We start from the raw sequence: 13,207 nt of genomic DNA, 5'->3' as shown, positions 1-13,207 counted from the left end.
ATTGTAGATGAGGCATTGCGGAGCTGCCGAGTGCGGCAGCTCTTTTTAAATCCCAGTTAATTTAACTTAATGCGCCGCAGCAGTTCTTGTACTTCTTACCACTACCGCAAGTACAAGGATCATTGCGGCCGACCTTAGGGCCAGCGCGCATAGGAGCAGGAGTAATTTCAATTGCTGCGCCACGATCGCCAGTTGAACCAGCTACCTCAAGATCGGCATCGGCGTGCTGATACTGCACATCGGACAGTTTAGCTAAATCTTCATTCATCGACTCAGATGCTTCATCCAACTCGCTTGCACTACGAATCTGGACTGTCATGATGCTTTTTACAACATCATTCTTGATGACGTTAAGTAACTCACCATAGAGCTCAAATGCTTCGCGACGATATTCTTGTTTTGGATCTTTCTGAGCATAGCCACGCAAATGGATACCTTGACGCAAATGATCCAAAGCAGCTAAATGTTCACGCCAATGCGTATCTAAGCTATAAAGCAAAACAGAGCGCTCAAATCCAGCAAAAGATGTGCGTCCAGAAAGCTCTACTTTTGCATCATAGGTTTCTTTTGCTGCCTCTAGAACGTGATCAACGATTTGCTCGTCGTCCATAGACTCAGCATTTTCAACCCAATTTTTTAGATCAACGGTTAAACCCCAATCGCTAGCCAACACATTCTCAAGGCCAACTAAGTCCCACTGCTCTTCCATGGACTCTAGGGGAACGTACAAGGCACAAATGCCACGTAATACATCCTCCCGCAAATTGGCAATCAACTCACCAACATCGGCGCTTTCAAGAACTTCATTTCTGAGGCGATAAGTTTCTTTACGCTGATCGTTAGCAACGTCGTCATATTCCAACAATTGCTTACGAATATCAAAGTTACGACCTTCAACCTTACGCTGAGCAGACTCAATTGAACGAGTCACCATGCCAGCCTCAATCGGCTCGCCATCAGGCATCTTGAGACGATCCATTACTGCGCGCAGACGATCACCAGCAAAAATACGCAAGAGTGAATCATCCAAGGAAAGATAAAAACGTGAAGAACCAGAATCACCCTGACGACCAGCGCGACCACGCAGCTGATTATCAATACGGCGACTCTCATGACGCTCTGTACCAATGATATGTAAACCACCTGCAGCCAATACTTGATCATGCAGGCTTTGCCACTCATCTTGCAAAGTCTTAATCTTGCTTGCCTTGTCTGCATCCGATAGGCCAGCATCCGCTTCAATTAAGGAAGATTGTTTACCAACATTGCCACCCAAGACGATATCCGTTCCACGACCAGCCATATTGGTGGCAATGGTGATCATCTTAGGTCTACCAGCTTGAGCAATAATCTCTGCTTCGCGAGCATGCTGTTTTGCGTTCAAAACTTGATGTGGCAACTGACGCTTGTCGAGCAAGCCTGCAATTAATTCTGAGTTCTCAATCGAGGTTGTACCAACCAATACAGGTTGGCCACGCTGATAGCAATCCTCAATGTCTTTAATGACTGCATCGTACCGCTCACGCGATGTCTTGTAGATCTGATCTTGACGATCTTTTCTTTGGCTGATGCGATTTGGAGGAATGACTACCGTTTCAAGGTTATAAATTTCCTTGAACTCATACGCTTCAGTATCAGCAGTACCAGTCATACCAGCCAACTTGCCGTACATACGGAAGTAGTTCTGGAAGGTAATCGTAGCTAGGGTCTGATTCTCATTCTGAATCTGCACGCCTTCTTTGGCTTCAACCGCTTGATGTAAGCCATCAGACCAGCGACGACCCTGCATTAAGCGTCCTGTGAACTCATCAACAATAATGACTTCACCGTTTTGAACAACATATTGTTGATCACGGTTGTACAGAGTGTGCGCACGCAATGCTGCATACACGTGGTGCATCAAAGTAATATTTTGCGGGGCATACAAAGAGTCGCCATCATTCAAGGCACCAAGCTCAACTAAAGCCGTCTCAGCTTTATCGTGACCGCGCTCTGTTAAATAGACTTGCTGGGACTTCTCATCTACCCAATAATCACCCGGCCTTTCAACGCCAGTGCCGTCTGCTTTTTCTTCACCGATTTGACGCTCTAAGTAAGCAGGCAATGCATTGATCTTGATATATAAATCAGTGTGATCTTCAGCCTGACCAGAAATGATCAACGGAGTACGAGCCTCATCAATCAGAATGGAGTCGACCTCGTCAACAATTGCATAAGCTAGTCCACGCTGTACACGTTGACCCAAGTCTTGCACCATGTTGTCACGGAGGTAGTCAAAACCAAACTCATTATTAGTACCGTAAGTGATATCAGCTGCATAAGCTTCTTGTTTGGTAGTGTGGTCCATCTGAGATAGATTGACGCCAACCTTCATGCCTAAGAAGTTATAGAGTGTTGACATCCACTCAGCATCTCGCTGAGCCAAGTAATCATTTACTGTAATGACGTGAACGCCCTTACCGGTTAAGGCATTCAAATACACAGGAAGCGTAGCGGTTAAGGTTTTACCTTCGCCCGTTCCCATTTCAGCAATCTTGCCTTGATGCAGTGCCAGGCCACCCATCATCTGCGCATCAAAATGACGCATCTTCATTACCCGCGTGCTCGCTTCACGAACCACCGCAAAAGCTTCTGGAGCAATATCATCTAATGACTCACCCGCAGCTAAACGTGACTTGAACTCAGCAGTTTTAGCTTGCAGTGCGGCATCATCCAAAGCTTGCAGGCTAGGCTCTAAAGCACTAACTTTGGCAACCACTTTGCGATACTGTTTTAAGAGGCGGTCGTTACGACTGCCGACCAGGGTTTTAAGAAGACCGATTACCATGGGATATTGAAGTAAATTAAGACCTTGAGTTTATCACCCGCACCCTCTTTTTATATGAACTTCCCCCCTAAACCTGTCCGCACGAAAGCCGCCCATGAGTGGTTGGAGTATTTGCGGGACTCAGAGGGCTTAGGCGGTATTTTGGCTAAAACAGAAGATCTTGCCAAACTTAAAATTGCCCTCAAAGCAGCTCTTTTTGAGCTAGATTTGGATAACTTAGCACCCAAAATTGAGGCTGGCTGGCGCTCCGGCGGACAGAACGAGCTGTTTTTATTAGTGAATGGCGCCAGTATCGCCACCCGCCTTCAACAGGTTTTACCTAGTTTAATCAATGAGTTAGATAAAAAAGGGGTGGTCTGTGCAAGTATTAAGGTGCGCCTCAAACCAGCACCACCGAGCTGGGAAATTAAACCTCGCGTGGGACAGCAGGCTAGCCAAAAGCCAAAAGGCTTTAATGCTGTGGCAAGAGCTTCCTGGGAATCCTTATTAGAGAAATTGGCGCCAGATTCTGATCTACGCAAGGCGGTTGAGCGCCTACTTCAAAGTAAACCTAAATAAACCTAGAAAAAGAGGGGTTGGCTCTCTTTGGAATAGGCTGCGGGAGCCTTGCTTTCAAGGAAGCTGCTAATTTCGTAGGAACTAGGGTCTTCCAACAGCTTACGCAAGAGCGCGTTATTTAAGGCGTGTCCTGATTTTTCAGCTACGTAAGAGCCCACAATAGGGTGTCCGACTAAATACAGATCGCCAATAGCATCCAAAATTTTATGGCGAACAAACTCATCTTCATAACGTAACTCTTCGTTATTGAGGATGCGATGCTCATCAAGCACGATCGCGTTATCTAAACTGCCGCCGCGTGCCAATCCCATTTCTCGCAATGCCTCAACTTCATGAGCAAAGCCAAAAGTGCGCGCACGACCAATCTCGCTTCGGTAAGCATGTTCCGCAAAATCAACTACAAAGCGCTGACCAGTCTTATCTACTGCAGGATGCTTAAAGTCGATTGTGAAATCTAACTTATACCCAAAGAAAGGTTCTAAGCGAGCAAGCTTATCGCCCTCTTTCACTTCTACGGGTTTTTTAATCACCACAAACTGTCTTGAAGCCTCTTGCTCAGCAATACCAGCTGATTCCATCAGAAATAAGAATGAAGCTGCACTGCCATCCATGATCGGAACTTCTTCGCCATCAAGTTCAATCAATAAATTATCAAGCCCTAGACCTGCACAGGCTGAAAGTAGATGCTCCACAGTGGAAACACGAACTCCATCTTTTTGAATTACTGAGGCTAAGCGTGTGTCGCAAACCGCCAGAGCAGTAGCCGGTACAACCGATTGCTCTGGGGTATCTACACGTACAAATAGGATTCCTGAATTAACTGGCGCAGGCTTAATAGACAAGGTCACCTTGCGCCCAGAATGCAAGCCAATCCCCACAGTTTTAATCGGAGTGGCGATCGTGCGTTGCTTCATCATAGTTTTATCTAAGTTCAGGAATAATTTCTTAAAGCTTTTTCAAAATTGAAGCAGCGTCGCTCACTTCAAATTTACCAGGAGCTTCACGATCCAGGCATGTCACAACACCATCCTCAACAATCATGGCATAGCGATCTGAACGAACGCCTAAACCACGGGCAGTCAAATCCAACTCCAAACCGAGTTTCTTAGTAAATTCAGCGCTGCCATCACCCAACATGCGAATCTTTTTACCTACTTTTTGATCGCGGCCCCAGGCGCCCATCACAAATGGGTCATTTACTGAGATACACCAAATTTCATCAACACCTTTTGCTTTGATTGCATCAAAGTGCTCAACATAGCTAGGAACATGCTTCGCAGAACAGGTTGGCGTAAATGCACCAGGTAATGCAAAGATCACGACTTTTTTTCCAGCAGTCAATTTCTCGACTTCAAATGCATTTGGCCCGATAGCGCAACCTTCGCTAGCTTCATCTAAAAACTCATAAAGAGTAGCGTTAGGTAATTTTTGTCCGACAGCAATCATGACATCTCCAATAAGTAATTGTTATTTAGCATGCCAACGCAAGCGCGGGATTCGTCGTCCGGAGGGGCGCCGCGCTGGCATTCTGCATTACCTATTGTATTAAGCAGTTAATTAATCTGCTTGCTTACGTAAAAAAGCTGGGATTTCATAATAATCAGCCCCTTTATCCAACATGGATTTTGCCTGTGGTGAGCTATCAGCACCTAAAGTAGGGGCTGGTGCAGCTTCACGCGAACTACGGAATACACGTGGCAAATCGTATTGACTGTAGTCAACACCGCTAGTGGCTGGCTGAGCGGCGATCGAAGGCGTACTACCCGCACCCGTCATTGCCAAACCAGCGCTAGTGCCCAAAGCTGAATCAAGACTTACCTTGCTCATTGCTGCTGAAGCACTTGCTGGAGCAAAGCTGTTTAAGTCAGCCATTGTTGGCATTGCATCGTGTGTACCAGTGGCTTGTCTCCAAACCACCTCTGGTTGATGATGTTGACGTGCTTGTGGATTATTCAAACCCGTAGCAACCACAGTCACGCGCAAGGCATCACCTAAGCTCTCGTCATAAACGGTACCGAAGATCACTGTTGCATCATCTGCAGCGTAGCCACGAATTGCTGCCATAACTTCACGAGTCTCGGACAACTTCAGTGAACGGCTAGCAGTGATATTCACCAATACACCACGCGCACCGGATAAATCAACACCTTCGAGCAATGGTGAAGCAACGGCAGCTTCAGCAGCCAAGCGTGCACGGTCCATGCCAGAAACTGTTGCAGTTCCCATCATTGCCTTGCCCTGTTCGCCCATCACTGTTTTCACGTCTTCAAAGTCGACGTTGATCAAGCCTTGAACGTTAATGATTTCTGCAATACCTGAAACAGCGTTATGCAATACATCATCAGCACATGCGAATGCCTTATCAAACTCAGCATCTTCACCCATCACTTCAAAGAGTTTTTCATTAAGAACAACGATTAATGAATCAACATATGCTTCTAATTCGGCTGCCCCATTCTCTGCAACTTTAAGACGCTTGACGCCCTCAAAATCAAATGGCTTGCTGATAACACCAACCGTCAAAATACCCATCTCTTTAGCAACTTGAGCAACGATTGGAGCTGCGCCAGTACCTGTACCACCACCCATGCCGGCAGTAATGAATACCATATGTGCACCTTGCAATGTGTCTGCAATGCGAGCACGGGCCTCCTCAGCAGAAGCCGCTCCAATTTCAGGTTTTGCACCAGCACCGAGTCCGCTAGAGCCCAGTTGCAAATTCACAGATGCCTCAGAACGCTGTAAAGCGCCAGCATCGGTGTTCATGCAAATAAACTCTACGCCATTAACACCGCGACGAATCATGTGCTGAACTGCATTACCACCTGCACCACCAACTCCAACCACTTTAATAATGGTTTTGCCGGCTGTTTCTTGATCTAACATTTCAAATTCCATATACCCTCCTAGGTAATAAGTACTACATTGACGACGACGAAAAACTTAAAAATTTCCTGCGAACCATTCCTTCATGCGCGAGATCACACTCTGCAACGCGCCTGACTGAGATACTCGACGGCCACGCAACAACTGCGCTTGGCCTTCCATTAATAAACCGATGCTGGTAGCAAAACGTGGGCTACGCAAAACTTCATGCAGATGGCCGCGGTACTCGGGTGTACCAATGCGCGCTGGGCGCAAGAACACTTGTTCAGCAAGCTCAACCATGCCTGGCATTAATGCAGTTCCACCGGTCAGTACGATTCCTGAAGAAACCATATCTTCATAGCCAGAATCGCGAACCACCCCTCGCACCAAAGTGAATAATTCTTCAACTCGGGGTTCGATTACTGCAGCTAAGGCTTGTTTTGACATTGGTCGTGGCTCACGATCACCAACACCCGGGACATCAATCATGGTGGTCGGATCAGCCATATCTTGGCGAGCAATACCGTATTGAATTTTGAGATCTTCCGCATCAATAGTCGGTGTGCGCAACGCCATTGCTATGTCATTGGTAATTTGATCGCCTGCAATTGGAATCACTGCAGTATGTCGAATTGAGCCCTGACAATAAATAGCAATATCGGTCGTACCGCCACCAATATCCACCAAAACAACGCCTAATTCTTTTTCATCTTCAGTTAATACGGCTAAGCTAGATGCAAGCGGCTGCAAGATGAGATCATTTACCTCCAAGCCACAGCGACGTACACATTTCACAATATTTTGCGCAGCACTCACGGCGCCAGTAACAATATGTACTTTCACTTCTAGGCGTAAACCGCTCATGCCAATTGGCTCACGCACATCTTCTTGCCCATCAATAATGAATTCTTGAACAAGAATGTGAAGGATTTGCTGATCCGTTGGAATATTGATTGCTTTAGCAGTCTCTAAAACACGCTCAACATCGCCAGCGCTGACCTCTTTATCGCGAATAGCCACCATACCGCTGGAGTTAAAGCTCACAATGTGATTTCCAGCGATACCAGTAAAGACCTGAACGATCTGGCGATCAGCCATCACCTCAGCCTCTTCAAGCGCCTTTTGAATAGACTGGACTGTTGCCTCAATATTGACAACGACACCTTTTTTCAAACCTTTGGATGCAGTTTGGCCAACACCAACAACATTGAATTGGCCATCAACACCTAGTTCGGCGACCAAAGCAACCACCTTGGAGGTTCCAATATCCAATCCGACCAATAAATCGCGGTTGTCTTTACTCATTCTCATTCCTCATTGCTTCTGCTCACTTTTTTTACCGTCTACTTCATTCTTTTTCAAACTTACCGAAGCGAGATGCACTGCAAAACCATTTGCATACCGCAGATCAATTGCATCTACCCGATTTGCCCACTTCTCTTGAACCTCTGGCCAATATTTAAAGAGACGCGCTACGCGATCTTCAGTTAATGTTTTGTCGGAGTTCTCTTCATCCCTACCGAACTCCACCTTCATGCCATTGGATAACTTCACGTGCCAGGCATAACGCTCAGAGAGAGTGAGACTTTTCACTTCGGCACTCCAAGGCTTAAACCATGCGTTTGCTCTCTCATACAGGCGCATCACTTCTTTACTTGCATCTTCTGGACCGGTGAAGTCAACCAACTGAATACCATCGCCCACATCAGAAACACGACCAGCAAACAGCTCACCATGGGTATTCATTAAGGTGTGACTATCAACCCCACCCCAAGTACCAAAGGGCTTTTGCTCTTCAATACTCACAATCAATCCGTTAGGCCAGACTCTGCGAACATTTGCATGACGAACCCAGGGCATTGACTCAAACCCACGTTTCACATCCTCCAGCCTGACGCTGAAAAAGTTACCCTTTACCGTCTCTAAGACTTGTTGCTTCACTACGGGTTTATTAATATGTTTGAGTGTTTGCCCAGCTACTGGCTCAATGACAACTTGGCGCAAGGCGAAGACTGGGCGCTGACTTAACCACACAAATATTCCAACGCAAACCATGACTGCAAAACAGCGCATCAAGAAACGGCTCAGCTTTTGCATCCGCTCTGGATAATTCCAAAGCGGAGATGCCAGTGAAGCAAATACTTCACCGAAGCCATTTAAGAAGGCGCTCATCCGACTCATACTTGCGTAGACCCTTTGGTATTCAAGGTTTGGCTAATGACCCAGAGAACCAATTCAGCATATTCAACACCGGCTGCTTTGGCAGCCATTGGAACTAAAGAATGTGAAGTCATGCCTGGAGATGTATTCATCTCCAAGAGATAAGGTTTGCCAGTTTTTTGATCGAGCATCACATCAGCGCGACCCCAGGTTTTGCAACCAAGCGCACGATAGGCGGCCAACGCCAAATCTTGAACAGCCTTGTTTACCTCTGGCGCTAAATCAGTTGGGCACAAGTATTTAGTCTCATCAGAGAAATACTTGTTGTGGAAATCGTAATTGGCCTCTGGCGGGATAATTTTGATCACAGGCAAGGCCTCAGCATCGGCGCCAAATCCAACCAATGGGCAGGTCAACTCGTCACCAACAATACAAGTTTCGGCAATCACCTTTTTATCCATCCCTGCAGCCAACTTATAAGCTGCAGGCAACTCATCGACGGATTTCACTTTAGTCAGACCAAGTGAAGAGCCTTCATGCGCTGGCTTGACAATCAATGGCAAACCTAAGTGCTTCACCACCGCATTCCAATCGCTATCCGCTTTCAACTCCTGAAATTCTGGCGTTGAAAGGCCGCTACTGAGCCAAACAAGCTTCGTTGCAATTTTGTCGATCGCCAGTGCGGATGCTAATACGCCGCTACCGGTATAAGGCAACCCTAAAAGTTCGAGTAATCCTTGGATGGTGCCATCTTCACCGTAGCGTCCATGCAAGGAAATAAAGATACGGTCAAAGTTTTCTCTTGCCAGTTCAGTTGGGCAACGCAACCCTGGATCAAATGGATGTGCATCAACCCCTACAGAGAGCAGCGCTTCCAAGACGCCATTACCCGACATCAAGGAAATCTCACGCTCACCAGAGCGACCGCCAAGCAATACACCAACCCGACCAAGAGATTTAACATCGAGAATGGCGAGCTCATGCTTCACTCGCTCACCCCAAGAAAGATATTGTTGATTTTGCTTAGACATGTTTTGCCTCCGCCAATACATGAGGCAAGCCAGAGATAGAGCCTGCACCCATCGTAATTAAGACATCACCATCACGCAATAAAGCGCTGAGTTTTTCTGGCATATCTGCAACGCTAGGTGCAAAAGCTACGGAAGCGAAGTCTAATGAACCATTTGCAGTTTTATCAGCAGTAAGTGCTGCTTTCATGAGACTTTGACCATCAGCGCCTGGAATCTTCGCTTCACCAGCGGGATAGACCTCGGTTAACACGAGAGCATCAAAGTTTTTGAGTACCTGTACAAATTCACCAAAGCAGTCACGCGTTCTTGTAAAACGATGTGGCTGAAATGCCAGTACCAAGCGACGACCTGGAAAAGCGCCACGGGCCGCAGATAAAGTAGCCGCCATTTCAACAGGGTGGTGACCGTAGTCATCTATTAATGTGAAGCTTCCACCAGATAGCAAAGGAATCTCTCCATATCTTTGGAAGCGACGCCCAACACCACTAAATTCAGATAAAGCCTTAACAATTGCTTCATCACCCACACCAAGCTCAGTAGCGATACCAATTGCTGCTAGAGCATTGCGAACGTTATGCAAGCCCGGTAAATTGAGTTGCACTTCAAGTCGACCAGGCTTATTGCCGTGACGACGTACCGTTTTACGATCAACTGTAAAGTGCATGCGAGTACCCTCAGCTCGTACATTACTTGCTCGAATGTCTGCATCATCAGATAAGCCGTAGCGCAATACCGGTTGTGACACAAATGGAATAATGTCGCGAACGTTTGCATCGTCTATACAAAGTACTGCAACACCATAAAAAGGCATGCGCTGAATGAACTGAACAAACGCTTGCTTCAACCTTGCCATGTCATGCTGATAGGTATCCATATGATCAGCGTCAATATTGGTGACCACTTCCATCGCTGGAAATAATTGCAGGAAAGAGGCATCCGACTCATCCGCCTCAACCACAATAAAGTCGCCCTGGCCCAATCGTGCATTAGCACCTGCGGAATTTAACTTTCCACCAATCACAAAGGTAGGATCTAAGCCACCTTCAGCTAAGACTGAGGCGACCAAACTGGTGGTGGTGGTTTTGCCATGTGTACCTGCAATAGCAATTCCCTGCTTCAAACGCATGAGTTCACCGAGCATGACAGCACGCTGAATAACGGGAACTTTGGCTGCACGAGCAGCCAGCACTTCAGGGTTGTTTCCTGCAACTGCAGTAGAAATTACTACCGCCTCTGCAGTACCAATATTTTTAGGATCATGCCCAATATGAATGACTGCGCCTAAATCTTTTAGACGCTTAGTTGTAGCGCCTTCGGCCAAGTCAGACCCAGATACCTGATAGCCCAGATTCAGCAGTACTTCGGCAATGCCGCTCATGCCTGCGCCGCCTATACCAACAAAATGAATTTGCTGAACGATATGTTTCATATACCTACTCCTGCACAGTCTGCACATACCTCAGCCACACGCTGAGTTGCATGGGGCTTTGCTAAAGCATGGGCACGCTCAGCCATTACTTGTAAATCTTGGCGGCTAAAGTTTTGAATCATGGATGCGAGATCCTGGGGATTGAGATCTTGCTGTGGGAGCAAAATGGCTGCATCTGCAGCCGACAAAAAACGCGCATTTGCAGTTTGGTGATCATCAATCGCAAATGGGAATGGAATTAAGCAGGATGCAACACCACATGCTGCGATTTCTGAGATAGTCATCGCGCCAGATCGGCAGATAACGAGATCTGCTTGAGCATAGGCGGCTGGCATGTCATCAATAAAAGGACGGATATCGGCGGCCACACCCAAGTCGGCATAACGCTTCTGTAAATCTACGAGATGTTTATCGCCTGCCTGGTGAATCACATGAGGACGTGCATCTTTATCCATCAGTGCTAAGGCTGCTGGAATTACTTCATTTAAAGCAGCCGCGCCTAAGCTGCCACCAACCACTAAGACCGATAAAGGTCCAGTACGCGCCTCATATCGTTTTGCTGGCACGCCCACGGTTTCAAACTCTTCACGAATAGGGTTTCCTACCCACTCAGCATGAGCCATCGTATCTGGGAAACCAGTTAAGGTACGCATAGCAATCTTGGCTAAAGCGCGATTGGCACTTCCTGCTACAGAATTAGCTTCATGCAAAACCAATGGCTTCTTCAAAAACTTTGTCATCAAGCCACCGGGAAATGTAATGTATCCACCCATACCTAAAACCACATTTGGCTTAATGCGGCGCATGATTTTCAAACTCTGAAAACTCGCCCTTGCCAGGTTGAATGGCAGCATCAATTTTGCTTTGATGCCTTTGCCACGCAGGCCACCAAACTCAACAGCTTCAAATGGAAAGTCGCAAGCTTTTACCAAGCGATATTCCATACCGCTTTGATTGCCAAGCCAAAAAACTTTCCAGCCACAGATGCGTAGATATTCAGCAACCGCCAGGCCCGGGAAAATATGTCCACCAGTGCCGCCGGCCATAATCAAAATAGATGGCTTGGTCATAACTTGCCACCCCGCATCAAGATTCGGTTCTCATAATCAATACGCAGGAGCATTGCTACTGCAACTGCATTCATCAAAATTCCTGAGCCGCCATAGCTAACTAAAGGAAGGGTCAAACCTTTAGTAGGAAGCAAACCCAAGTTAACGCCCATATTGATAAATGCCTGCCAACCAATCCATATCGCCACACCTTTAGCGGCAAGACCCGCAAAGCTGCGATCCAATTGCAATGCAGTGCGTCCAATCAAGAATGCGCGACGTACGATCCAATAGAACAAAAAGATCATCACTACCACACCAACAAAGCCAAGCTCCTCACCAATCACCGCCATGATGAAATCGGTATGCGCCTCTGGTAAGTAATGTAATTTTTCAACACTGCCACCCAGACCCAAACCAAACCATTCGCCACGACCAAATGCCATAAGTGAATGAGTTAATTGATAACCTTTATTGGCTGCGTTATCAACTTGCCATGGATCCATAAACGCCAACATGCGACCACGACGGAATGGTGAAAGCGCAATCATGGTGGCGCCACTCAACAAACCAACCAGGATCAAACCACCAAACAACTTTGCGTTAATACCACCCAAGAACAAAATTCCGAACGCAATTAAGGCAACCACAACAAATGCACCCATATCAGGCTCAGCCATCAATAAGCCGCCAACCAATGCAACTGCAATACCCATTGGCAACATGCCTTTAACAAAGGAGTGAAGATATTCTTGGCGCTGCACTGTGTAACTTGCGGCAAAAATCACGGCTGCAAATTTCATTAATTCAGATGGCTGGAAATTCATGAGCCCCAAAGGAATCCAACGCTTGGCGCCATTCACCCCTTTTCCAACACCAGGGATGAGCACGGCAATTAATAGCAGAACCGTGAAACCAAAAATCACTGGTGAATAGCGATCCCACACATGGGTGGGGATCTTAAATACCCAAATAGCAACCCCAATAGCAATAGCCAATGAAATGCAGTGACGGATTAAAAAGAAGTTACTGCTGTAGTTTGCATACTTAGGGCCATCAGCCAAAGTAATGGAGGCGGAGTAAACCATCACCAAGCCAATTAAGGCCAGAGACAATACAGCCCATACCAGTAGCTGGTCATAGTCCATCATGCGCGAACGAGTTTGCTCAACACCAGAAACCGCATCTCTCAAGCCGCTACGGAAATTATCAATTCCGCCTCTGGAAAAATTCCAGAAGCGGCCAAGGGCCATACGATTCTCAGGAAAAAGTTTTTCCCTCAAAC

Annotated in this window: 11 protein-coding genes; 1 reads left to right on the top strand and 10 read right to left on the bottom strand. The window is 46.8% G+C overall.

Annotated elements, in window-relative coordinates; genetic code table 11:
* Nucleotides 1–61: 61 nt before the first annotated feature.
* On the bottom strand, nucleotides 62–2,827 hold the full coding sequence (gene secA / locus FD971_RS00930) for a preprotein translocase subunit SecA (RefSeq protein ID WP_215334248.1): 2,766 nt from the start codon (nucleotides 2,825–2,827) through the stop codon (nucleotides 62–64).
* Nucleotides 2,828–2,851: 24 nt separating this feature from the next.
* Between secA and FD971_RS00925 the strand changes: the two genes are divergently transcribed.
* On the top strand, nucleotides 2,852–3,385 hold the full coding sequence (locus tag FD971_RS00925; protein ID WP_251368643.1) for a hypothetical protein: 534 nt from the start codon (nucleotides 2,852–2,854) through the stop codon (nucleotides 3,383–3,385).
* A gap of 2 nt (nucleotides 3,386–3,387) precedes the next feature.
* Here FD971_RS00925 and lpxC read toward each other — a convergent pair whose 3' ends face one another.
* The 9 genes from lpxC to ftsW all read right to left on the bottom strand — a co-directional run bounded on the left by lpxC (nucleotide 3,388) and on the right by ftsW (nucleotide 13,175).
* Nucleotides 3,388–4,302 (bottom strand): UDP-3-O-acyl-N-acetylglucosamine deacetylase, encoded by a 915-nt coding sequence (lpxC, locus tag FD971_RS00920; protein WP_215334247.1) that lies wholly within the window; start codon nucleotides 4,300–4,302, stop codon nucleotides 3,388–3,390.
* 28 nt (nucleotides 4,303–4,330) lie between these two features.
* Entirely contained in the window at nucleotides 4,331–4,831 is a 501-nt protein-coding gene (locus tag FD971_RS00915; protein WP_215334246.1) for a peroxiredoxin, read from the bottom strand.
* Nucleotides 4,832–4,942: 111 nt separating this feature from the next.
* Nucleotides 4,943–6,283, bottom strand: a complete 1,341-nt coding sequence (gene ftsZ, locus FD971_RS00910; protein ID WP_215334245.1) for a cell division protein FtsZ — start codon at nucleotides 6,281–6,283, stop codon at nucleotides 4,943–4,945.
* Nucleotides 6,284–6,328: 45 nt separating this feature from the next.
* Nucleotides 6,329–7,558, bottom strand: coding sequence for a cell division protein FtsA (gene ftsA / locus FD971_RS00905; RefSeq protein WP_215334244.1), 1,230 nt, complete (start codon nucleotides 7,556–7,558; stop codon nucleotides 6,329–6,331).
* A 9-nt stretch (nucleotides 7,559–7,567) separates the two neighbouring features.
* Nucleotides 7,568–8,434 (bottom strand): cell division protein FtsQ/DivIB, encoded by an 867-nt coding sequence (locus FD971_RS00900; RefSeq protein ID WP_251368642.1) that lies wholly within the window; start codon nucleotides 8,432–8,434, stop codon nucleotides 7,568–7,570.
* Nucleotides 8,431–9,444 carry a D-alanine--D-alanine ligase gene (locus FD971_RS00895; protein WP_215334243.1) on the bottom strand — a complete coding sequence of 338 codons (1,014 nt, stop codon included), beginning with the start codon at nucleotides 9,442–9,444 and terminating at the stop codon, nucleotides 8,431–8,433. The genes FD971_RS00900 and FD971_RS00895 overlap by 4 nt, the downstream gene beginning before the upstream one ends.
* Nucleotides 9,437–10,873 (bottom strand): UDP-N-acetylmuramate--L-alanine ligase, encoded by a 1,437-nt coding sequence (murC, locus tag FD971_RS00890; protein WP_215334242.1) that lies wholly within the window; start codon nucleotides 10,871–10,873, stop codon nucleotides 9,437–9,439. The genes FD971_RS00895 and murC overlap by 8 nt, the downstream gene beginning before the upstream one ends.
* Complete coding sequence (gene murG, locus FD971_RS00885; RefSeq protein WP_215334241.1) at nucleotides 10,870–11,943, bottom strand: undecaprenyldiphospho-muramoylpentapeptide beta-N-acetylglucosaminyltransferase; 1,074 nt, start codon at nucleotides 11,941–11,943, stop codon at nucleotides 10,870–10,872. Before murG ends, murC begins: the two co-directional genes overlap by 4 nt.
* On the bottom strand, nucleotides 11,940–13,175 hold the full coding sequence (ftsW, locus tag FD971_RS00880) for a putative lipid II flippase FtsW (RefSeq protein WP_251368690.1): 1,236 nt from the start codon (nucleotides 13,173–13,175) through the stop codon (nucleotides 11,940–11,942). Before ftsW ends, murG begins: the two co-directional genes overlap by 4 nt.
* Nucleotides 13,176–13,207: the final 32 nt, after the last annotated feature.

Source organism: Polynucleobacter sp. AP-Ainpum-60-G11, from assembly GCF_018688375.1.
Classification (GTDB): Bacteria; Pseudomonadota; Gammaproteobacteria; order Burkholderiales; family Burkholderiaceae; genus Polynucleobacter.
Note: the sequence above shows the minus strand (reverse complement) of the source record. Positions and strands in the feature narration are given on the sequence as shown.

What these genes read in the sequence shown, in the direction of transcription:
- secA (WP_215334248.1), bottom strand. Translation starts at nt 2,827, where the DNA reads ATGGTAATCGGTCTTCTTAAAACCCTGGTCGGCAGTCGTAACGACCGC.
- lpxC (WP_215334247.1), bottom strand. Translation starts at nt 4,302, where the DNA reads ATGATGAAGCAACGCACGATCGCCACTCCGATTAAAACTGTGGGGATT.
- FD971_RS00915 (WP_215334246.1), bottom strand. Translation starts at nt 4,831, where the DNA reads ATGATTGCTGTCGGACAAAAATTACCTAACGCTACTCTTTATGAGTTT.
- ftsZ (WP_215334245.1), bottom strand. Translation starts at nt 6,283, where the DNA reads ATGGAATTTGAAATGTTAGATCAAGAAACAGCCGGCAAAACCATTATT.
- ftsA (WP_215334244.1), bottom strand. Translation starts at nt 7,558, where the DNA reads ATGAGTAAAGACAACCGCGATTTATTGGTCGGATTGGATATTGGAACC.
- FD971_RS00900 (WP_251368642.1), bottom strand. Translation starts at nt 8,434, where the DNA reads ATGAGTCGGATGAGCGCCTTCTTAAATGGCTTCGGTGAAGTATTTGCT.
- FD971_RS00895 (WP_215334243.1), bottom strand. Translation starts at nt 9,444, where the DNA reads ATGTCTAAGCAAAATCAACAATATCTTTCTTGGGGTGAGCGAGTGAAG.
- murC (WP_215334242.1), bottom strand. Translation starts at nt 10,873, where the DNA reads ATGAAACATATCGTTCAGCAAATTCATTTTGTTGGTATAGGCGGCGCA.
- murG (WP_215334241.1), bottom strand. Translation starts at nt 11,943, where the DNA reads ATGACCAAGCCATCTATTTTGATTATGGCCGGCGGCACTGGTGGACAT.
- ftsW (WP_251368690.1), bottom strand. Translation starts at nt 13,175, where the DNA reads ATGGCCCTTGGCCGCTTCTGGAATTTTTCCAGAGGCGGAATTGATAAT.